Origin of the sequence: Gemmobacter nanjingensis, assembly GCF_014652195.1 — a bacterium.
GTDB lineage: Bacteria > Pseudomonadota > Alphaproteobacteria > Rhodobacterales > Rhodobacteraceae > Gemmobacter > Gemmobacter caeni.
In genome coordinates, this window is record NZ_BMYI01000010.1 from 1 (window position 1) to 20,250 (window position 20,250).

Annotated in this window: 26 protein-coding genes, 1 tRNA gene and 2 pseudogenes; 12 read left to right on the plus strand and 17 right to left on the minus strand. The window is 62.1% G+C overall.

Annotated features, from left to right (window positions below; all coding sequences use genetic code 11):
* From IE126_RS15495 to IE126_RS15510, 4 genes and pseudogenes are all read left to right on the plus strand, one after another.
* Positions 1-1,149: pseudogene (locus IE126_RS15495) on the plus strand (hypothetical protein); the annotation flags it as partial.
* Between the two features lie 11 nt (positions 1,150-1,160).
* A complete protein-coding gene (locus tag IE126_RS15500; protein ID WP_189381538.1) occupies positions 1,161-1,493 on the plus strand; it encodes a hypothetical protein in 333 nt (110 codons plus the stop codon).
* Positions 1,490-1,909: a hypothetical protein gene (locus tag IE126_RS15505; protein ID WP_189381539.1), complete on the plus strand. Its 420-nt coding sequence runs from the start codon at positions 1,490-1,492 to the stop codon at positions 1,907-1,909. Before IE126_RS15500 ends, IE126_RS15505 begins: the two co-directional genes overlap by 4 nt.
* Positions 1,909-2,049, plus strand: a complete 141-nt coding sequence (locus IE126_RS15510) for a hypothetical protein (RefSeq protein ID WP_189381540.1) — start codon at positions 1,909-1,911, stop codon at positions 2,047-2,049. The genes IE126_RS15505 and IE126_RS15510 overlap by 1 nt, the downstream gene beginning before the upstream one ends.
* A gap of 328 nt (positions 2,050-2,377) precedes the next feature.
* On the opposite strand, the gene IE126_RS15515 is transcribed toward IE126_RS15510, so the two are convergent.
* From IE126_RS15515 to IE126_RS15525, 3 genes are all read right to left on the minus strand, one after another.
* Positions 2,378-2,467: transfer RNA gene (locus IE126_RS15515), tRNA-Ser, on the minus strand.
* A 399-nt stretch (positions 2,468-2,866) separates the two neighbouring features.
* Positions 2,867-3,157 carry a DDE-type integrase/transposase/recombinase gene (locus tag IE126_RS15520; RefSeq protein WP_229825562.1) on the minus strand — a complete coding sequence of 97 codons (291 nt, stop codon included), beginning with the start codon at positions 3,155-3,157 and terminating at the stop codon, positions 2,867-2,869.
* A gap of 365 nt (positions 3,158-3,522) precedes the next feature.
* Complete coding sequence (locus IE126_RS15525; RefSeq protein WP_229825563.1) at positions 3,523-3,720, minus strand: DUF1153 domain-containing protein; 198 nt, start codon at positions 3,718-3,720, stop codon at positions 3,523-3,525.
* Between the two features lie 324 nt (positions 3,721-4,044).
* Between IE126_RS15525 and IE126_RS15530 the strand changes: the two are divergent.
* Positions 4,045-4,212 (plus strand): annotated as a pseudogene (locus IE126_RS15530) (IS5/IS1182 family transposase); the annotation flags it as partial.
* 87 nt (positions 4,213-4,299) lie between these two features.
* On the opposite strand, the gene IE126_RS15535 reads toward IE126_RS15530, so the two are convergent.
* From IE126_RS15535 to IE126_RS15560, 6 genes are all read right to left on the minus strand, one after another.
* Positions 4,300-5,040, minus strand: coding sequence for a DUF1217 domain-containing protein (locus IE126_RS15535; RefSeq protein WP_108129870.1), 741 nt, complete (start codon positions 5,038-5,040; stop codon positions 4,300-4,302).
* Complete coding sequence (gene flbT, locus IE126_RS15540; RefSeq protein ID WP_054303116.1) at positions 5,037-5,441, minus strand: flagellar biosynthesis repressor FlbT; 405 nt, start codon at positions 5,439-5,441, stop codon at positions 5,037-5,039. Before flbT ends, IE126_RS15535 begins: the two co-directional genes overlap by 4 nt.
* A complete protein-coding gene (flaF, locus tag IE126_RS15545) occupies positions 5,438-5,815 on the minus strand; it encodes a flagellar biosynthesis regulator FlaF (protein WP_189381541.1) in 378 nt (125 codons plus the stop codon). The genes flbT and flaF overlap by 4 nt, the downstream gene beginning before the upstream one ends.
* Positions 5,816-5,885: 70 nt before the next feature.
* Positions 5,886-7,091: a flagellin N-terminal helical domain-containing protein gene (locus IE126_RS15550; RefSeq protein ID WP_054303118.1), complete on the minus strand. Its 1,206-nt coding sequence runs from the start codon at positions 7,089-7,091 to the stop codon at positions 5,886-5,888.
* A gap of 202 nt (positions 7,092-7,293) precedes the next feature.
* Positions 7,294-7,632, minus strand: a complete 339-nt coding sequence (locus tag IE126_RS15555) for a hypothetical protein (RefSeq protein ID WP_054303119.1) — start codon at positions 7,630-7,632, stop codon at positions 7,294-7,296.
* Complete coding sequence (locus IE126_RS15560) at positions 7,622-7,936, minus strand: rod-binding protein (RefSeq protein WP_229825564.1); 315 nt, start codon at positions 7,934-7,936, stop codon at positions 7,622-7,624. Before IE126_RS15560 ends, IE126_RS15555 begins: the two co-directional genes overlap by 11 nt.
* Positions 7,937-8,054: 118 nt before the next feature.
* Between IE126_RS15560 and IE126_RS15565 the strand changes: the two genes are divergently transcribed.
* The 4 genes from IE126_RS15565 to IE126_RS15580 are packed head-to-tail and all read left to right on the plus strand — an operon-like array spanning position 8,055 to position 11,623.
* The gene (locus IE126_RS15565) at positions 8,055-9,530 is read left to right on the plus strand and encodes a flagellar hook-length control protein FliK (RefSeq protein WP_189381542.1); all 1,476 of its coding nucleotides are present in this window, start codon (positions 8,055-8,057) and stop codon (positions 9,528-9,530) included.
* 11 nt (positions 9,531-9,541) lie between these two features.
* The gene (locus IE126_RS15570) at positions 9,542-10,189 is read left to right on the plus strand and encodes a flagellar hook capping FlgD N-terminal domain-containing protein (protein WP_108129866.1); all 648 of its coding nucleotides are present in this window, start codon (positions 9,542-9,544) and stop codon (positions 10,187-10,189) included.
* 44 nt (positions 10,190-10,233) lie between these two features.
* Entirely contained in the window at positions 10,234-11,088 is an 855-nt protein-coding gene (locus tag IE126_RS15575) for a phosphotransferase family protein (protein ID WP_189381543.1), read from the plus strand.
* Complete coding sequence (locus IE126_RS15580; protein WP_054303125.1) at positions 11,069-11,623, plus strand: DNA-3-methyladenine glycosylase; 555 nt, start codon at positions 11,069-11,071, stop codon at positions 11,621-11,623. The genes IE126_RS15575 and IE126_RS15580 overlap by 20 nt, the downstream gene beginning before the upstream one ends.
* A gap of 95 nt (positions 11,624-11,718) precedes the next feature.
* Here IE126_RS15580 and IE126_RS15585 read toward each other — a convergent pair whose 3' ends face one another.
* Positions 11,719-11,892: a DUF1328 domain-containing protein gene (locus IE126_RS15585; RefSeq protein WP_082400959.1), complete on the minus strand. Its 174-nt coding sequence runs from the start codon at positions 11,890-11,892 to the stop codon at positions 11,719-11,721.
* A gap of 245 nt (positions 11,893-12,137) precedes the next feature.
* On the opposite strand from IE126_RS15585, the gene IE126_RS15590 reads away from it, so the two are divergent.
* A complete protein-coding gene (locus tag IE126_RS15590; RefSeq protein WP_152968418.1) occupies positions 12,138-12,500 on the plus strand; it encodes a hypothetical protein in 363 nt (120 codons plus the stop codon).
* Between the two features lie 34 nt (positions 12,501-12,534).
* On the opposite strand, the gene IE126_RS15595 is transcribed toward IE126_RS15590, so the two are convergent.
* The 3 genes from IE126_RS15595 to IE126_RS15605 are packed head-to-tail and all read right to left on the minus strand — an operon-like array spanning position 12,535 to position 15,031.
* The gene (locus tag IE126_RS15595; protein ID WP_189381544.1) at positions 12,535-14,319 is read right to left on the minus strand and encodes a sensor histidine kinase; all 1,785 of its coding nucleotides are present in this window, start codon (positions 14,317-14,319) and stop codon (positions 12,535-12,537) included.
* A complete protein-coding gene (locus IE126_RS15600) occupies positions 14,316-14,888 on the minus strand; it encodes an RNA polymerase sigma factor (RefSeq protein ID WP_189381545.1) in 573 nt (190 codons plus the stop codon). The genes IE126_RS15595 and IE126_RS15600 overlap by 4 nt, the downstream gene beginning before the upstream one ends.
* Entirely contained in the window at positions 14,885-15,031 is a 147-nt protein-coding gene (locus tag IE126_RS15605; RefSeq protein WP_108129863.1) for a NepR family anti-sigma factor, read from the minus strand. Before IE126_RS15605 ends, IE126_RS15600 begins: the two co-directional genes overlap by 4 nt.
* Before the next feature lie 128 nt (positions 15,032-15,159).
* Between IE126_RS15605 and IE126_RS15610 the strand changes: the two genes are divergently transcribed.
* Together IE126_RS15610 and IE126_RS15615 are read left to right on the plus strand one after the other, a co-directional pair.
* Positions 15,160-15,969, plus strand: coding sequence for a response regulator (locus IE126_RS15610; protein ID WP_054303129.1), 810 nt, complete (start codon positions 15,160-15,162; stop codon positions 15,967-15,969).
* 197 nt (positions 15,970-16,166) lie between these two features.
* The gene (locus tag IE126_RS15615; protein WP_054303130.1) at positions 16,167-16,655 is read left to right on the plus strand and encodes a hypothetical protein; all 489 of its coding nucleotides are present in this window, start codon (positions 16,167-16,169) and stop codon (positions 16,653-16,655) included.
* Between the two features lie 53 nt (positions 16,656-16,708).
* Here IE126_RS15615 and IE126_RS15620 read toward each other — a convergent pair whose 3' ends face one another.
* From IE126_RS15620 to IE126_RS15635, 4 genes are read right to left on the minus strand one after another with little or no spacing between them, the layout of a single operon-like run.
* On the minus strand, positions 16,709-17,509 hold the full coding sequence (locus IE126_RS15620) for an ATP-binding cassette domain-containing protein (protein WP_189381546.1): 801 nt from the start codon (positions 17,507-17,509) through the stop codon (positions 16,709-16,711).
* Positions 17,502-18,371 (minus strand): ABC transporter ATP-binding protein, encoded by an 870-nt coding sequence (locus IE126_RS15625; protein WP_108129861.1) that lies wholly within the window; start codon positions 18,369-18,371, stop codon positions 17,502-17,504. The genes IE126_RS15620 and IE126_RS15625 overlap by 8 nt, the downstream gene beginning before the upstream one ends.
* Positions 18,368-19,228, minus strand: a complete 861-nt coding sequence (locus IE126_RS15630; RefSeq protein WP_189381547.1) for an ABC transporter permease — start codon at positions 19,226-19,228, stop codon at positions 18,368-18,370. Before IE126_RS15630 ends, IE126_RS15625 begins: the two co-directional genes overlap by 4 nt.
* A complete protein-coding gene (locus IE126_RS15635) occupies positions 19,221-20,228 on the minus strand; it encodes an ABC transporter permease (protein WP_054303134.1) in 1,008 nt (335 codons plus the stop codon). The genes IE126_RS15630 and IE126_RS15635 overlap by 8 nt, the downstream gene beginning before the upstream one ends.
* Positions 20,229-20,250: the final 22 nt, after the last annotated feature.

Consider the following 20,250-nt stretch of genomic DNA (forward strand, 5'->3'; position numbering starts at 1 on the left):
ACCTCGGTCACCGGCAGCGGGACTTCGTTTGAAGCGGCCGGGCTGGAGGCAGGGGATATCTTCTGGGCGGCCGGGCTGAGTGTCAGGATCGCCAGCGTCAACAGCGCGACCTCGCTCACGCTCGCTTATCCCTGGCCGGGGGCCACCCAGACCGCTGTGAACTACGAGGTCCGCTTCACGCCGGATATGACCCGCGCGCTGGCCTCGGCGCGGGAACTGCTGGAGGAGCTTTCGAACGGCAATCTTTCGGCGCTTGCGGCGCTGGAAACGATGGCGAACAAGCTGCCGTGGTTCGATGGCGCAGGCTCTGCGCAACTGGCAGACCTGACATCGCAGGCCCGTGGTCTGCTGGGCGGCTCAGCCCTCTCGCGGGCGGGCAGCGATTATACGCTCAACGGCAAGCTGCTCGGCACCGCCGTGACCCAGAACGACAAGGATACCACCGGCGGGCGGTTGCATAGGACCGATGACAATATCCTGTTCCATGCCCTGCGCCGGTTCGGCGGCTATTACCCGCAAGGGAGCGGCGTCAATATCGACACTGCTGTCTCTGGTGATGCCGGTCTCTATCACGACGGCAATGGCGGGACATTCCCTGGGGGCGCATCCGGCAATTTCTGGTGGATCACGACACAGGCCCTATATGTGGGCGCCGCCGTGATGCAGCGTGCGATCCTGTATGCTGGTGCAGGCACGCCGCCGAACACGCGCAATGAGCAGATGCGCATCCGGGCAAATGACGGCACATGGGGGGCGTGGCACACTGTTTATAATGCTGGATCGCTGCTCGGGACTGTTAGCCAATCCGGTGGTGTGCCGACTGGGAGGGTCATCGAGCGGGGCAGCAATGCCAATGGCTATTATGTCCGCTTTGCCGACGGGACGCAGATCTGCTGGGGGACCGTGACATCGACGGATACGCAAAGCATGGCATCCGGGGCGTTGTATCGCACGGCAGGCGTGGCGTGGACTTTCCCCGCAGCCTTCGCCGTCGCCCCGATGGTGATGCCCGGGCATACGGGCGATACCTCAGCCTGGTTTACGTTTGACGCACCGAGCATAGCCAGCGTGTTCATGCGGCGGATCGGCACCCTGTCCGGGGGGGCAAACGTGACCTACCGCGCCACCGCCATCGGCTACTGGTTCTGAGGAGACCAACCATGATCATCACCCTATCCCCCATCCGCTCCGATGCACCTCTGACGCTGACCCGTCAGGGCGATACCCTGATCATCAACGACGTGGCCTATGATTTTGGCCCGCTGCCAGAGGGCGCCACCCTGCCGCGCGAGGCGGTGGCCTGCGACTGGCTGGCCTCGGATGTGACCCGCATCGACGGCACGATCCGCCTGACCCTGATCCTGCCGCATGGGCCGATCCCGCTGTACGCACCGCCCGAGGCGCGGGTGATCACGCATCCCGAGCCGATCATCGTCACGGCAGACGGGCCGATCCCGCTGCCGAGCTACACGCCTGAGGAGGCCACGCAATGAGCATCGACTGGAGCAGGACGATCACCGCCGAGGCCCGCGCCGCAGCCGCGCTGGAGGCCGCCAAAGCCGAGGCCCGTGTCACGCTGGCAGCGGCCGTCACCGCCGCCCGCGCCGCGCTGATCACCGATCTGCCCGGGCAGAGCATGATCTATCTCGCCAAGGAAGCAGAGGCCCGCGCCTGGATGGCCGATCCCACACCGGACCCCGCCGCCTATCCGCTGCTCTCGGCCGAGCTGGGCATCACCGCCCCCGATGGCGCCAGCCTCGCGCAGATCTGGCTCAACCTCGCCACCCTCTGGCGCAGCACCGCCGCCGATCTGGAGGCCCTCCGCCTCACCACCCGCGCCGCAATCGACGCCGCGACGACGATCGAGGAGGTCGGCGCGGCCGTGAGCCAGCTTCAGGGGGTGCTGTGATGGCCGACAAAACGCATGTTGTCGCCCGCATCGTATCCGTCAGCGGCGCAGAGATGGCGCTGCTGTCGGATGGTATGGTTCGCTTCACGGCCTATTTGAAGGGGTATTCAAAGGGTCATTCAACGGCAACGGAAGCCTGAATCTCACTGCTGCAATATCTGATGTAAAACACTGCAAATTTGCGTGTCAGCTATCAGCCGCCTTCGGGTGTCTCTGTTCGCACCGGGAGCACACGAACCGGTTTCAACTGTGGCGCATTTCGATTTCGCCAACATTCTGAAATCGCGTGATCTTTTGAATCCGTCTCGATTTTGGGGAAGGGCGGATGGAAAGAGACGCGGGGCGTTCAGAGACCGATTTCGACGAAATCGACAGTCTCCTGAAGTCGGATGGCCTCGCTAAACCCCTTTGAAACAAAAAGAAAAAAGGCCCCATAAGGGACCTCATCTCGGGTTTGCGATGTGCAAGTGGCGGAGACGAAGGGATTCGAACCCTCGAGACGGTTTCCCGCCTGCACCCTTAGCAGGGGTGTGCCTTCGACCACTCGGCCACGTCTCCGACTGGACGTATATTTTCCAGTCTCCTGAGAGACAAGTGATTTTTGGTGCCTTTGAGAGTTGGGGCGTAATTTTCCGGACGGCACTGTTGAGGTTGTTTTGGGTCAGCCATGCTGGGCGGAGCTGGGAGGTTTGACACTTAATCCTACAATGAACCCGGAAGATCTGTATCGACCCATCTGAATCTGCTCAGGTTAAGCCGCTAATCTGAATGTTTCGGCCGGCGTGCGCATGGCAAGCGCCTGATGAGGACGGCTGTTGTAGAAACAGATCCAGTCACCGATGGCGCGTATTGCGTGCAGGAGGTGGCGCCCCAAGCTGAAGAACCACTCGACCTCAGAAAGGGGCTATTCAATTACATCCGTCTGTTGCAGGCAGTGGGGTGTGATGAACTCCTGCTTCAACCCGTAGCTGCGGACCAGTGCCGTGACCTTGCGACTGGTAAAACGACCCCGTTGTCCGACCTCAGCAGGAACTCCTGCGTGACCCAGCCCAAGGTGCCGAACCAGGTGATCAGGGCATGCTCCAACGCGCTGGCTGCGGTCGTGACCTTGCCGGATCGCGACAAATGCCAGCCCAACAGATCGCGGGTGTGGCAGTCGATGGCCAGGGCCAGCGTGGCCCTGCCATCTCGCCCCGCCCAGACCCGGCACATGTCGGTCGACCAGCGTTCGTTCGGGGCCTGGGCCACGGACGAGACGGCCTCGATGCGGGTGCCTATGCCAATTATCCGCTTACAGACCCATTGCCCGGCAAGCGCATGCGCAGCATGCTGCCGAGAGGGGGCCAGCCCCTGAGCTGAAAGACACGCTGCACTGTGTTTTTATTGAACCCCAGAAGCCAGGTCACCGTCCCGTAGCCGAAGGACGGTCTTGGCGGGAAAACAGTCCCCCGGACTGTTTTCTGATCCGCAGCGATGCTCGATCATGGCCTTGATGGATGCTCTGGATCATTTGTCGTCCTGCGCATCCAGCAGAGCCTAGAATTTTTTCGGGCGCGCTACTCCAGCATGGCCTCGCCATAGGCCTCCTGAAGATCCTTCCGCTGCTTCTCGTATTACTCGCGGAGGTCGAGCGGTTTCGCCCGCAGGGAATTCTCCATCCCCCGCTTCGCGTCATCAACCCAACCTTCAATCTCGGAGGGCGGCAGGTCGAAGGACCGGCTGGCCTCCGCCACCGTGATCTTGCTCTGCATGATCTCAATCACCAGCGTGGTTTTACGCTTCGCCGTCCAGCGCTTGATGCTGTCGTCCATGGTCACACTCATTGCTACCTTCTCCCTTGTAGCATGAACAGGGTTTCACTGATGGTGTGGATGCCCTCCGGCGGCATCGGCTGTGTCATGCTGGTGAGTGAATGATCACCAGCCACCCAAGAAGCTTACCATGCGCCCGACTCACTGATGAGCAGACAATCCGCGTATCACCATACCGGCCAGCTGTCATATAAAAGCGCCGCGAGACAGGCCTGACACATGACCGCACCGATCACTAATCCCGGCCGCCAAAGCAGCCTTGGCCTCAAACGGGCATCCACACATGGGTCGATACAACAATCCTGTTTCGACAATAGCCACCGCGGATATGATCGACGAGGCCGGGCGGAGACCAAGATGCACTGAAGCAAGTTGCTGGGGTAGCGCCTCTCCGCTCAGGACTTCGACCGTCGGGTTGCAGAGTTCCTGGTCCTTGGCGCTGTCCTGAACGGTTTCCCGGCTCTCGGCACGCCCATCACAGAGGTCGCAGGAGGTCTATCCAGGAATAAGGGAACTCCGTCCCTCACCAGATTTGTGCAACAGAGCCCGCAAAAGGCCTGAAATCAATGGGTCTGGATCCTAGCGCAACAAAGCTGCCCTGAGGAGATATTGTCGGAGGAGTTTGTCCTGACTTTCGGCGGTCGCGAACTGGGCCACTCCACCGGCCCCGAACATTCGTCTTGATCTTGATTTCAGGATGCCAAGCTGCTGGTCAATATCAAGCGCCCCGAAACTCGAGGGCAAGCCGAACGCGGTTTCAAAAATCCTCCGGAGCGGCGCCGATCCCATTATGCTGAACCATTTCGCATCTTCGCTCAATGGCCCTTGTGCTATTTCCGGCAGGGCGTGCTGTGCGTACAGCGCGACCCTCATATCCGCGTCAACCTCACCGACTGCGGCCTCAAAGCGATTGTCCCGATACCCTGCCAGAATTTCATCGGCAAAATTTGAAAGCTGTGTGCGGGGCGTGTTGAAATCGCCGAAACCAAAGGCCTTGGACATGGCCTTGTATTGTTTATTCGCCAATTTGTTGGACAAGGCGCCGGAGTTAAGCGTCCCGTCGGTCAAGACCTTCTGGATAAAGAATTTGCTGCCGATATCAGCCTCGAGACCGAAAGCACCCAGAGCCACTTTCAGTAGGCGATGGTCCGCGACAAGCTGCTCTGCGGTATGAATGTCGCCGATCCGGCTGCGAAAGTAGGCTTGGTCCCGCTGCAAAGCTGCATCTGCATTGAAGGCGGCCTTCTGCTTGTCCAGCGTTCTTTGCAGAAAGCTCCACCCCGCATAGCCAGAAAGCGGTATGATCGGGGCGAAGGTCATGTCGTCCGCGCGGCAAACAGCCGCTCTTCCCGTGGCAGAAGATGCCGCAGCGCCCGGAGCACATGATAATATTGACCATCCACAACCGCATCCGTCGCAGCGGCAAGGTGCAGCCGACTGTCGGGATCTGTCAGCACCTGGCTCAATTGCTCGATACCCCGAAGCAATTGCAGACGGGCTTCTGCCGCATCGGCATCTCCGGAAAGCACCAGTTGCGCGATGTAGCAGACCCGGCGCACCGGCGTCGTCACCTCTTCAGGATGAATCGCATCCCGCAGCCGCAAAATGTTTGCGTTGGGCGTCATGATCGAAAGGCGGGACCGACGATCCCCGTTCTCAATCACCGCCCCGTTGATGAGAACCCGTTCATGCGGGCCCAGCTTCAGCACAAGACCCGTCATGTGGCGGCCCTTTCTCCACGCAGCCCGCGCATGACCGATGTATTGATTTCCAGCAGCACGGTAACGCCTGCTTCCCCGGCCAATACTTTGCGGCTATGGGACGCCGTGAATTCGTAAAGATAGAACAGGCGCGCCCGCAACGCCGGCGGCAAGGCATTCCCTTCCTCCGACACATCGGCGGCCAAGGTGCGCCACAGCACCAGATTGTCATGCAATGCCGCCGCAAAGGCCGGAAAATCAGTTTCGCGGCGCGTCACCGCATCTGAAAGCGCGCGCGTAATGCGTGCGAAGAGGTCGTATTCGTTCTGGCGATCCGAACGAACGGGCGTATGTGGGCTGCCATAAGCAACCCGTGCAAGCTGGCTGACGGTCACGGGGTGTCCTTTCGGCGGTGCGGGGTGATGTCAGGAAGCGGCGGCGCGGTTTTCCGCGCCGCCCCTGTCGTCAGCGGAACAGCGACAGGATGCTCTGCGGCGACTGATTGGCGATGGACAGCGCCTGCACGCCCAGCTGCTGCTGCACCTGCAGGGCCTGAAGCCGTGCCGACGCCTCCTCCATATCGGCATCCACCATGCTGCCGATCCCGGTCTTCAGCGAATCCGTCAGACTGCCGACGAAGCCCGCCTGAATGTCGATCCGTTTCTGAACAGAACCGAAATCAGCCGCCGCATTGATCGATGTCTGGATCATCCCTTCGATATTGCCCAGCGCCGCAGCCGCGCCGCCTGCGGTCGACACGTCAATCGACGACAGCGCCGACAGCCCGCCCGAGCCAGCATTCTTGAACTGCGCGCTGACCGTCAGATCATTGGTTCCGGCATTGGTGAACGCAAGCTGACCGGGAGAGCCGCTGTCATAATCCACCGTCAGGCCGCTGACCCCCAGACTATCGATGGCATTCTTCAGCCCGACCGCAACCATATCAGACGGCGTCGTCGCGCCGACATCGTCAGCCGTCACCGTATAGGTGGCGGTCTTCCCGCCGATGGTGACAGAAACACTGTCGCCTGCGGCGAAAGCCGCGCCGGAATCGTCGATTTCGATCATGCCGGTGCCGGTGCCGTTGTCGAGCTGGAACCCGGCGGTATCACCATTCGCGGAAACGCCGTCTGAAGTGCCAAAGACGTTCTTCGCCGTATAGTTGCCAGCAGACAGATTTTGCGCAGTGACGGTGATGCTGGAGGCGCTGACGCCGCTGCCCGAACGATCCAGCGAGGCCAGAACATCGACCGTCGACTGCGACCCGTCGACAAGATTCAGGCCGTTGAACTGGGCCGCCCCGACGACCGAGGCGATCTGATCGCGCAACGCGACGATATCGGTCTGGATTTTCGTGCGGTCAACATTGTCTTCCTGGGCCGCGACGATCTTGCCTTTCATCTGGGTCAGCAGATCCGTCACGGTTTCAGCGGCTTCCCGCGCCACAGCCACGGTGGAAGAGCCAAGCGCCAGGCTGTCGCTGATGCCCTTGAAGCCCTCGACATCGGATTCCATCACCTTCGAAATCGCCCAGACGGCCGCATTGTCGCGGGCGGTGGAAACCGATTTCCCGGTCGAGATTTCCGATTGCACCTGATTGAGATTGCTGTTGATGCCCTTCAGGGTCTGAAGAGCAACCATTGCGCTGGTATTGGTCAGAATGGACGACATGTCTTTTCCTTTCCTGAGCCGGCGCTTTGCGCCGGGCATAGTGCCGTCTGGCGGCGGGATCGGCCTTCTGCGCCCTACGGCCGCTTGCGCCTTGCCGTGCCATCCGCTTTCGGGATGCCCTTGGATTGATGCCCGCCAATCTCTAACACTTTGCTAAATCCGGCCGTCCATGAGGGCTGCAATATCCGGCATTTGATGCAGTTCAGAAGGATCGGTCCGTCTCCGGGGGCCGATGCGGGATTACCTTCCGGCGCCCGCCACTGTCATAGGTGCCAAAAGCCACCCTGGCGTCACGAATCTCGGCCATGCGCCGCAGGGCGCTGCGGATGCCCTGTCGGGTTGCCCGCAGCAGGGCTTCGTTCTCGTGTGCGAGGCGGCGCAATTCTGCACGCTCCGCAGGGGCGATCTGCCCCACAGCAGCCTGCAATGCCTGCCGCAGTTGCCCCTCCTCTTCGACAAGCGACAGGATGTCTCCCGAAATCAGGGCCTGGCGGATCGCCTCCAGCCGCAGTCGCACATCGGAAGCCACATCATTCGCCATTGTCCACCCCCCGCCGCATGGCATCTACAAAAGCCTGCCCGAGCCCGAGCCCGCCGCGGGCAACAAGTTTGCGCGCGTATTCGTCTCGCAGGAACGAGGCAAACTGCGCCTCACCCGCCCCGCCACCAAATGCCGATTCGGTGGCAAGAAGGCCCGAAAAGCCCAACATTTCTGAAAGAAAAGCCGATTCGAGATCAGCCGCGCGTGCCTGCAATCGCGCTTCAGGGGCAACTCCGGGCCGCACGACACCGGCCCGGATCGTGAGATCTGTCATCCGCTTCTCCTTGTGTTGGATTTTCCCCAAGGCTGCGGCCTGCCGGTAAACATCCGGTAACTCGTTGCGGCAATAACCGGAGATAGATCGAAAACGTGAGGCCCCGGTGATTCCTCCCCTTTCCTTGCCCGGAGTTGTGCCCCTGCGAATGGGCTACCCCCGCGACGCCGAGGGGGCAGAGATTGCCTTTGCATCGCTTCTGGAGGTCTTGAACAGGCAGACAAATAAAGAGCGGCAGCCCGTGGCAGCCGCAGAAGCGACTGTCACAGCCGGGCCGGTCTGCCCCGACGGCCCGCCTCCGGTTGCACAACTTCGTCCGGAATCGCACCTTCCCGACGCCACCGCAGCAAAGCCAGAGGTCACGGGCTCAGAATCGCATGATGATTCGACCCCTGCTTATGCGCAGCGCCGAGTCGGAGCCTCTTCTGAAGCACCGGATTTCGACGTTCAGGTGACGGAGGAAATATCAAACCTGCCACCCATGGCTTACGTGGACTTTGTTCATACGAGCCAGCCCGCAGGGCCTGAGCCTGTCGATGCGACGGACCCCACCGCCGCAGAAGAAGCCACAGAGGATAGCCCCTTTGAAACACCCCCTGCTTCGGGCGCTCTCAAACGGAGTCCCCACGAAAATCTGCCTCATGTGGCGAAGCCAGCTCCGTCTGCCAGTCTGCCTGATGATGCTTCCCCGCCGCTGCTTGTGAGAGCTGATGCTGAGGCGCGCACGGGTCAAGCGATCCCGCGCCATCTGCCGCCCGATCTGCCCGAGCCGCAGCAGGTGGCCACACGTTCGCTTCAGGATGCCGCTTCGGAAGCAGGTTCGGCGCAGCCCGTCAAACCGTGCCTGCCTTTGAAGACACCGTCAAAAGATGTACCACAGGCTTTACCTCTACTTCTCAAGCACCTGATTTCCCTGAAAGAACATCTTCCTCAGCTTCGCCTGACGCTGAGAGAAGTACCGGAAAAGTTGGAAGGAAGCGCTCCTCCTGCGGATGGCCTGACCCAACAGGCCAATACTTTGTTCGACAGTGTTGCGCCGGATGAACTGGCCAAGAAGGATGGGACCGCGCATCAGAACCTGCAAGAACCCGCCGCAGAACCGGATATTTTGCGCATCCCTTCCTTACCGGATCGCACCCACTCCGATGCCCGGGATGTGATACTGCCGGACTCCCCACCACGCCCGCACCGACAGCTTGCTCTGCCCCATCTGTCGCCCGCACTGGCTTCACCGGATGGGGCCATATCGCCACAGACAGAACTGGACGACGCGGGCGGAGGGAAGGGGATCATGTTGTCGCTGGCACCCGAAGAGCTGGGTCGTTTGAAACTGACATTGCACAGTGAGGGCGACCGCATCCTGGCGCAAATCCGGGCGGAACAACCAGACACTCTGGAGCTTTTGCGCCGCAACGGCGAACAGCTGTTGGCCGAGTTCAGGGCGGCCGGTTTTCGACAGGCCGAAATGCAGTTCGGCCATTGGACCCAGGACCAGCCCAACGCCCGGTCAGATCACCCGGCGAATCAACCGGGCGTTTCCCATCCGGTTGTTTCGGAACCGGAATCTGCCGCGCCACCAGCCTTGCGCCGGTCCCCCGGCAAGGGTCTCGACCTCAGATTGTGAAAGGACGGAACATGGAGATTACCCAAACCGGTACCGGAACCTCCGCGCGGAGCGTTCCGTCCGGCAGCAGCCTCAGTTCAGATTTCGATACTTTCCTGAAGATGCTGACCACACAGATGAAAAATCAGGACCCGCTGAACCCGATCGACAGCGGGGATTATGCGGTACAACTCGCCACCTTCTCGGGTGTGGAACAGCAGACCAGGACCAACCAGTTGCTCGAAACCATGCAGGCCCAGTTCGGACTGCTGGGTATGGCGCAAATGTCGGGGTGGGTGGGCCATGAAGCCCGTGCCGAAATGCCGATGCAGGTCGCGGCGGGGGCGCCGGTATCGCTCGCACCGAATCCCGCGCGTGGCGCGGATCGTGTGGTTCTGGTTGTCATGGATGCGGATGGCACCGTGGTGAACCGTGTCGATCTGGCGCCCGACACGACCGAACTGGACTGGACGCCAGTTGATGTGGAAGGTGCGCCACTTCCGGACGGGACATATGATGTCTCACTTGAAAACTATCAGGGCGAAACCCGGCTCGAGCCCTCTCCGGTCGAGGTTTATGGCCGCATTCTCGAGGTTAGGGGGGGCACTGAGGGGTTGATGCTGATGATGGCCGGAGGCGCCGAAATTCCGGTCAGTGCGGTGACGGCCCTGCGTGAATGACACCGTCTTGCCTGCCAGGCGATTGCGCCCTAGCTTCGCGCGCCATGAACGTCCTGCCTGCTTCGGCCCCTGTTGCCCCACCCGAGGCCGCGCATATCTGCGCGGTGCTACCGGCTTTGGTCGGGCAGAAATGGCATCCTCTGGAAGGCGGGCGGGTCAACCGGGTCTGGCGTGTCGGCGCTCTGGTGGTCAAACAGCACCGCCCAGCGGCGGCCTCTCCGCTGTTTCCGAACGACGCCACCATCGAATATGCGATGCTGGAGGCGTTGCGCGGGACGGGCCTCGCCCCGACGCCGGTCGCAGGTGGCGCTGACTGGCTGGCATACCGCTTTGCCGTGGGGCAGACATGGCAAAGCGGTGCGGCCGGGGTAGGTGCTCTGCTGGCACGGCTCCATGCAACCCCGGCCCCGCAGCTTTCCCTGCGCCGAACAGCTTCGGGCAGTGTGGCGCTGCTGGCGGAACTGCGCCAATGGCCACGACTACGAAACCTGCCGCCCCTGCCGGAAGTGGCCGTAACAGAACCAGCCCCGGCCCGCCTGCTGCATGGCGACCCTGTGGCCGGGAACATCCTCGTGCGGGGCGGAAACGCCCTTTTGATCGACTGGCAATGTCCGGCCTTGGGCGACCCGGTTGACGATGTTGCCTTGTTCCTTTCACCGGGCATGCAGCATCTTTACCGCGGGTATCCCCTGTCCACTGCGGAAGTGGCCGCCTTTCGCGAAGGATATGCGGATGCCGGTGTGCTTGCCCGCTACGACCGGCTCGCACCGCTTCTGCATTGGCGTATCGCGGCGCATTGCGCCTTGCAGGCCGGGCAAGATCATCCCGGCTATGCCCTGGCCTTCGATCTGGAGTGTCAGGCCTTTCTCGGCAAACGCCATGACCTTCCGTCCCGGTGATTTTGCACTCCCGGCGCCAGAAGTGGCGCGACGGCTGATCGGCTGCCGTCTGATCATCGGGAGGTGTCGGGGCATGATCTGCGAGACCGAGGCCTATACACACGATGATCCGGCTTCGCACAGTTTCAGGGGGCGGACACCGCGCAATGCGGCGATGTTCGGGCCTGCGGGACATGCCTATGTCTACCGCAGCTACGGCATTCACTGGTGCCTGAATGTGGTCTGTATGGAGGGGACTGCCGTGTTGTTGCGCGCCATCGAACCGCAGGACGGGCTGGAGGAGATGCGGCAGAGACGTGGCGACGTGCCGGATGCCCGGCTGGCAGCGGGGCCGGGGCGCCTGGGTCGGGCCCTGGGGATTGGCCCCGCACTGAATGGCAAGCCGTTCGATCACCCGGAATTCTCCATCCTTCCCGAGAATCCGCCCGGTGAGGTCGTGGCAGGTCCGCGCATTGGTATCAGTCGGGCGAAGGAAAGACCTTGGCGCTTTGGCTTACGCGGCTCTGCCTCGCTCAGCCGCCCGTTTCCGGAATGACCTGTTTTTCAAAATGACCAGGGGCCGCATGACATCATGCGGCCCCTGGTCTTGTCGAAGGTTCAAACATGCCCCTCAGCGCAGCTGGCCCGTCCTCAGACCGGCGGACGCCCCCGCAGCGCACGGGCGATCATCGCCACGACGAAGAGGATGATGAAGACGATGAAAAGGATCTTGGCGATCCCGGCCGATGCACCCGCGATGCCGCCAAAACCCAGCGCCGCGGCGATCAATGCAACAATCAGAAAGGTAAGTGCCCAACCAAGCATGATCTTCTCCTGTGTGTCCGGTTTCCGCCTTTCGGCGCTTCCGACAGATCAACGCGACAGGGGCAATCCGGTTCCATCACGGCGCATCACCGCAGGAAGTGCCCGTTTCGCCCCCAAAAGTCACAAGTTTCTTGACACTTTTGTCACAACCCGTTCGCTTGTATGGAACCGACCTGCCGCGTTGAGGTTTTCATAATGACATTCTCTGCTTCAGAACCGGCCTGAACGACCAGAACGGGATTACCATGCCTTTAAGACGTGCCCTTGTAGCCTTGCTGATCGAGTTTGAAACAAGCCTCGATGAGATGGAGGAAATGCAGGCACGCTCACCCACGCCGCTGCTATACAGTGTTCTCGTGCGCCGCCGTCGTGCGGCGATGACCCTGCGCAGCCGTCTTAGTCGCAATGATCGCCCGCGCCGCCGCAAGGCTGCCGCCGCACCTTCGAATGCGGCACAACTGGTGGCCCGCGAAACCGAGTTGTTGCGGCTTTTCGACATCGCGCTGGCGGAAGTTCGGATCGAACCGGAACTGGCCCCGCTTCTGCGCAGCCTGCGGGCCGAGGTTGAACAGGCGCGCATCTCGTTGCGGCAGCTCGGCAGCAACTGACCGGGCAACCGCAAGGCCCCCGGTCAGCCGCTTTTCAGACCACTGCACGTTCTTCCGCTTCGGCAAGCGCATTCGGGGCAAAGGCAAAGCGCAGGGCAAACTCCGTCTCGCCATGCTCAACCTCCACCCGCGTACCAAGCTGGGCGGCAAAGGCGGACAGCAGGGCTTCGCCCAGCCCCGTGCTTTCCGCGGCGCTGTCCGGCGACGGCGGCGCGCGCAGGGCCTCGGGTGCGACGCTGTTGACGATCTCGACCTCCGCACGCGAGTCGGCATCACGACGCAGAGCCACACGCAGTTCGGGCCGTTGCCCCGAGGGGGCGGAAGCGTATTTCAGCGCATTGGTCAACGCCTCGGTCACCAGCAGCGACAGGGGAACGGCCTGATCCGGGGTCAGACGGATATCGGCGAAATTCGTCGTGACCTTCAGCGGCTCGCCCGGCCGGCCTGCCATTTTCATGATCTGCGTCACGATGCTTTGCAGCAGTTCATCGGCGCGAATATCCGTCAGCCCGCTGGTCTGATACAATTCACGGTGAATGGTCGCGAGGCTCATCACCCTGTCCTGCAAACCGCGCAGCAATCCCTTGCTTTCGGCGCTGCGGGCCTTGCGGATCTGCATGTTGATGATCGAGGCGATCAGCTGAAGGTTGTTCTTCACCCGGTGATGCACCTCGCGCAGCAGGACCTCCTTCTGGTGAACCATGTCCTCCAGTTCGGCCTCATCATGCACCACGCTTTCCATCATGCGCTCGACCGCGATACCCACCCGGCGCAACTCGCTGGGGGCACCGTGCAGATCAAGCTCCGGCAGGCGGCGGTTGCCGTCGGCGAAAGCTACGATGGAATCGCGCAGGGTGCGGATATGGCGCAGCACCTGATGCTCGGCGGCAAGTTGCGCCACCAGAAGGCTGGCCAGCCACATCAGCGCGGGGAACACCACAATCGGAATCGAGGTTTCAACGATCATCGCATCGGTCACGGTCACCGGCCAGTTGCCGAGAAGGAATAGACTGCCTTCGGCGATAGGAACAACCGCAAACACGCTTTGCCGCCCCGACATCGCGCTGCCGGAAAAGCTGTGCGGCAGGCCGTCAGCCAGATCCGACAGCGGAACAGAGACCGGCAGCATGGTTTTGGCCTGATCCAGCGACAGGCTGGAGGTCAGAATCTCGCCATCGGCGTCGAACGTCATCAGGGCGTTGGGCTCGGAACCGGCACTGAAGGCCCGCTCGCCCAGCGACTCATACCGCACCACCTGATGCGGCAGCGACAGGGCGGCAAGCCCGATCACCTTGTTGTCGGCATCATGCACGGGATGCAGGAACACCAGCACGCTGGTATTGCTGATCGAGCCATGGGTCCGCAGCCGCATGGTCGGCTTGTCCAGCTTCATCGCATCGCGCAGATCCTGCCGGAAGCTCATGTCGCGATCGCCCTGCGGCGAACAACTCACCTGAAGATTGAGGTCGATGAACCCCGCGAAGGTATAGATGCGGTTCTCCTCAAGCTCCAGAAAGCGCTGCATGACGGCCCGGCAGTCCGCCGGATCTTTCAGCATCGTCGGCAGGGCAACGGCCAGACCGGCAACCGCGCCCTGGCCCCGCATGATCCGCTCCACCGTCGGCACCGCCGCCTGCATGGTCTGCCCCATGACGGCGGCCTCGGTCCGCGCGGTGGCCTCGCGCTGGTACTGGCGGATCTGCACATAGCTCAGGATGGCGAGAGGCATCAGCACGATGCCGAACATCACCATCAAGCGGAAGCCCAGCCGCGACAGGATCGCAAGACGCCGGCGCACCAGCCCCTGTATGTGCATCATGCCGCCTGCGTGCCCGACCGGCTGAGAACCGCAAGCGTAGCGCCGCTGTCACCCGCCAGCACATCCTCGCCCGCCTCCATCCCCAGAAGCTGCGCCAGACGGTTGCGCGCACGGCTTGTGCGGCTTTTCACGGTGCCGACAGCGACGCCCATCATTTCAGCCGCTTCCTCGCAGGAATAGCCATTCGCCCCGACAAGGATCAGCACCTCGCGATGTTCGTCCGAAAGTTCGTAGAACGCCCGAGTGAAATCCGCGAAAGCCAGCCGCCCGTCGTGATGCGGCTTGTCGAACAGGGTTTGCGCATGCAGACCGTCGGGGTCTGCCACCTCGCGCTTTTTCTTGCGCCGGTCCGAGAAGAAGGTGTTGCGAAGGATAGTGAACAACCAGGCCCGCAGATCGGTCCCGACAGCGAACTTGTCGATGTTCGACCAGGCTTTCACGATGGTGTCCTGCACCAGATCGTCGGCCTGCGAGGGGTTGCGCGTCAAAGAGATCGCAAACGCCCGCAACGCAGGAAGATGGATCAATATCTCTTCCCGCGGATCGCTCGCTCCGGTGGCGCTGTTCATTTTTCGCGCTCCTTTGCCTTGAGCTGCTCAAGCAACTGCACGAAACGGTCCGGAACCTCTTCTTTCAGCGTCTCTTCGTAAACACGCTTCAGGTTCTCGTCGATCTGCTGTTGCAGACTGGATTTGCGGGGTGCGTTGTTCATCTGTTCATCATGCCTTCAGGACAGCCTCATGTCATAGAGACATTCATGCGGATTCTTTGGAACCAAACGCCGTGCGAAGCGTTTGGTTCCCGAAAAAAGCAACTGCTTGTCACATCGGGGAGCATTGAATGACTGACCTGGCAAAAACCGATCTCGCCGCGGCGGTAGGGGGCAGCCTGCCCTATCTGCGCCGCTATGCGCGCGCCCTGACCGGAAGCCAGACCAGCGGCGACCGTTTCGCCGCCGCCACGCTGGAAACCCTGCTTGAAGACCTGTCGCCGCTGGAATCCGCCTCCAGTGTGAAAGTCGCGCTGTTCCATGTTTTTCACCTCGTCTGGGCCAGTGCAGGTGCGCCGGTGGGCGAGGCGGACAGCCCGCTCGCCGAACGGGCGCAGCGCCATATGCGCGACCTGACCCCGAATTCGCGCGAGGCGCTGCTGCTGTCGGTGATCGAGGGCTTTTCGGCCGATGAAATCGGCAGCATCCTGCGCGTCTCTGCGAAGGAAGCGGCCGAACTGGTCGCCATTGCCCTGCGCGAAATGGAAAACTCTGTCTCGGGCCGCGTGATGATCATCGAAGATGAGGCGATCATCGCCATGGACATCAAGGATATCGTCACTGATTGCGGGCACGAAGTCACCGGCATCGCCCGCACCCGGACAGAGGCCGTGGCCCTTGCTGCCCGCATCCAGCCGGATCTGATCCTTGCGGATATCCAGCTTGCCGACAATTCGTCGGGGATCGACGCGGTGAACGAAATCCTCGCCTCGGGTGAACAGATGCCAGTCATCTTCATCACCGCCTTCCCCGAACGGTTGCTGACCGGCGAACGGCCGGAACCCGCCTTCCTGATTACCAAACCATTCTCGGAAACGCAGGTGCGGTCGGCCGTCAGCCAGGCGATGTTCTTCTCATCCACGGAAACCCTGCGAGCCTGAAACCTGAAAGGTGCTGCGGAGAGGATCTGAAGAAGGGGGCTTCGGCCCCCTTTTTACTTCTCCCGATTACACGGCTGCCTGCGCCGCACCCGGCAGAATCGATATTTCGCGATTTTTCTGGAACCGGGATCGACGAACGCGCGTTGTCACATCAGAAGGCAGGAAAGAAATTTCTGCGCTTTATCATGAGGTTGACAATGAAAGTGTTCCATATTCTCGCCCTGTCCACCGCTTTGGCCCTGCCGGTCTCCGGCATGGCTCTGGCTGACGCCAAGCCGATCAAGGCGGTCGAGGTTGAAACCGATGTCGCCGCAATCGCCAATCCGAAAGCGGCCGAATATTACGGCAATCTGGCCAACGATCTGCAATCGGCCATCCTTGCCCGCATTCAGGACCGCGTGGCCGACAACGGGCTGACCGTCGGTGTCGACATCGACGAAGTTTCCCTGGCCAACAGCTTTCAGACCGCTGTCGGCGCGCAGGATTCCGTGCTGAAAGGCATGGTCCGTCTCCACGATGCAGAAGGCACCAACATGGACGCCTATGAAATCGCCGTGTCGCTGGAAATGGTGAACAGCTTCCTGCCCGAAGGCGCCGTTGCGATCACCAGCATGACCGACGCCCCCGAACACTACAAGGCGCTGGTCGACGCCTTTGCCGATACGGTGGCCAAACGCCTGCCCTGATCGGAACGGGTTTGTAACCAGTATGCCCCCGCCTGTGGCGGGGGTTTTTCGTTTCAGATCCAACGCTGATCCGGGTCGGGCAGCGGAATTGCCTCAAGCAGTTCGCGAGTATAGGCCGCCTGCGGATCGGCAAACAGTTCGGCGGTCTGCCGCAGTTCCACGATCTCTCCGCGGTACAGCACCATGATGCGGTGACAGAGTCTGCGGATCACGCTCAGGTCATGGCTGATAAAGGCCAGTGTCAGCCCAAGTTCGCGCACCAGATTCTCTAGCAGCCGCAAGACCTGCGCCTGGCTCGAAACGTCCAGCCCCGAGACGATTTCATCGGCCAGAATGAACTCCGGCTCCAGCGCGATGGCACGGGCGATCCCGACGCGCTGCCGCTGCCCGCCTGACAGTTCGTGCGGATAGCGCTGCGCAAAGCCGCGCGGCAGGCCGACGTGATCCAGCGCCTGCATCACCCGCGCCTCTACCCGGTCGAACCCGTGCAGGCGCAAGGGGCCTGCGATGATCTGGCCGACCCGATGCCGGGGATTCAGGCTCGACATCGGGTCCTGAAAGATCATCTGGAACCGCCGCCGGTGCGGGCGCAGCGCCTCCTCTCCCAGATGAGTAATGTCCTGCCCGTCGAAGCGGATGCTGCCGCCCGAGGGTTCCAGAAGCCGGATGAGAGCCCGACCCAGCGTCGATTTTCCGGAGCCGGAGCCGCCGACAATACCGATGATCTCGCCCTTGGCGATTGAAAAACTCAGCCCCCGAAGCACCTCGATCCGCGGCGCCGCGCCCAGCAAAGGTTTTCGCGTCATATCGGCCAGCGAGAGGCGCAGATTGTCCACCGTGTAAAGCTCAGCCATGATGCGCCTCGTCATAAGCGGCGATTTCGGCCCGCAGGCGGGCGATGATGGCCTCCGGCACCGGGGTCAGCGACCCTTCGGGATCGGTGTATTTTGGCGTCGCCCCCAGCAATGCGGCCGAATAAGGATGCGAAGGCGCGGCAAAGAAATCGCGCACAGTGCTCTGTTCCAGAATGCGGCCAGCATAAAGCACCGACAGGCTCTGACAGACCTTCGACACCACGCCAAGATCATGCGTCACGAACAGAAGCGCCGTGCCATGCCGGGCCTGCATTCCCGCGATCAGGCGCAGGATCTGCTTTTGCACCGTCACATCCAGCGCGGTGGTCGGCTCGTCGGCTACAATCAGCTTGGGCTCTGCCGCGAAGGCGCTGGCGATCAGGATACGCTGCCGCATTCCGCCCGAAAGCTCGTGCGGATACTGCCGCATCACGCGTGCCGGATCATTGATCTGCACCTCGCCCAGCAGATCCAGCGCGCGCGCCTCGGCCTCGGCCCGTTTCCAGCCCAGAATATCGACCAGCCGGTCGGTAATCTGCGGCCCGATCCGGCGCGAGGGGTTCAGCGCGGTCAGCGGGTCTTGCGGGATCAGCGCGGCCAATCCGCCCACCCGCTTGCGCCGCGCAGCAGGCGGCAGCGCCAGCAGATCCACGCCATCCAGCCAGATCTCGCCGCCCGCGATCTCTACCGCGCGCGGCAGGATGCCCAGAACGGCCTTGCCGATCATGCTTTTCCCCGCACCGCTCTCGCCCACCAGCCCGTGCACCTCGCCCGCGCTGACCTCCAGCGAGACATCGCGCAACAGCGGCGCACGGTTGTCGCGCAGGCGCAGCGTCAGGTTCTTCACAGACAGAAAGCTCATCGCAGCACCGGGTCAAAGCGGTCCTTCAGCCCCTCGCCCAGTTGCGAGAAGGCCAGAACGGTGAGGAACAGCGTGATCAGCGGGAAAACCAGCACCCACCACGCCTGATAAACGCTGGCGCGGCCCTCGGCGATCATGCCGCCCCATGTGGGATCGTCGGTGGAAATCGACAGGTTCACGAAGCTCAGGATCGCCTCGACGATCACCGCAATGCCCATTTCCAGCGTCAGCAGCACCACGATGGTCGGCAGCACATTAGGCAGGATTTCCCGCAGCATGGTGCCGATGCGCCCGCGCCCCGCCACCTGCGCCGACGCGACGTAATCCATCGCCCCCTGCGCCATGGCTTCGGCCCGCACCACACGGGCGAAACGGGTCCAGTCGATGATGACGATGGCAAGGATGATCGAATGCAGCCCTGGCCCGATCACCGCAATCAGCAGGATCGAGAACAGCACCGGCGGAAAGGCCATCCAGATGTCAATGAGGCGCGAGATCACCAGATCGACCCAGCCCCGCAGGAACCCGGCCATCAGCCCGAGAGCCGAACCTATGATACAGGTGATGCTGCCCGCCACCAGCGCCACCACCAGCGCCAGACGCGCGCCATAGATGATCCGGCTCAGCACATCGCGGCCAAGGCTGTCAGTGCCCAGCCAGTAACCAGCCTCGGCGCCCTTTTCCCAGAACGGGGGCAGACGGGTCAGGAACAGATCCTGCGCCAGCGGGTCTTGCGGCGCCACCAGCGGCGCGAACACCGCCGCGAGCAGCAGAAGCGTCAGCCAGCCCCCCGCCAGCCAGAGCCGCGTTCCGATCCGGCGCTTCACCGCACCGCGGCCATCGGTCAGATCAGCCATGACGCAACCTCGGGTTCAGGACGGTGTAAAGCAGATCCACCACCAGATTGACGGCGGTGAAGATGACCGCGAACAGGATCACGATACCCTGGATCAGCGGCAGATCGCGGTTGATCACCGCATCAATCGCCATGTTGCCTAAGCCCTCATAGGAAAACAGCCGCTCCACGATCACCGTGCCGCCGATCAGGAAGGTGAACTGCACGCCGACCAGCGTCAGCGTCGGCAGGATGGCATTGGGCAACGCCTCACGCGTGATGACGTGGTTCTCGCCATAGCCCTTGGTCCGGCTCAGCGTGACGTAATCGAGATGCATGGTTTCCTTCAGGCTCTGCTTCAGCAACTGCCCGATGATCGCCGCCAGCGGAATGGCCAGCGCCAGCGCGGGCATCAGCATATGGCTCACGATGTCGGCCCAGAGGTCAAAGCGCAGCCGGAACAGGCTTTCGAACAGGTAAAACCCGGTCGTGAACGGCAGTTCCAGCGAGGGCGTGACGCGCCCCGAGATATGGAAGACCGGCATCAACACCCCGAACAGCAGGATCAGGGCCAGTCCCCACAGGAAATCCGGCACCGAAAGCGCCATGCCATTCGCCACGTCGATGGCACCCTCCGCCCTGGTCCCGCGCAACCGCGTGCCGGTCAGCGCCGCAGTGCCACCGATGGCCACCGCCATTACCAGCGCCATGATCGAAAGCTCCAGCGTCGCGGGCAAACGACCCAGCACCAGATCCAGCACCGGCTGGCGCGTGGTAATCGAAGTGCCGAAATCACCGTGCAGCACGCCCTGAACCCAGATCAGGAATTGCGCCGGGATGGATTTGTCCAACCCGTAAAGCGCGGTCAGCCGCGCCACATCCGCCTCGGTCGCACCCGGCGGAAGCATCATCGCCACCGGATTGCCGGGCACCACGCGGATAACGACGAAGACGATCACGGCCACCCCGATCAGGGTCACCGCCGTCGTGCCGATCCGCGCGATCAGTTTCTGCCAGAACACATGCTTCTCCCGCCCACGCCCG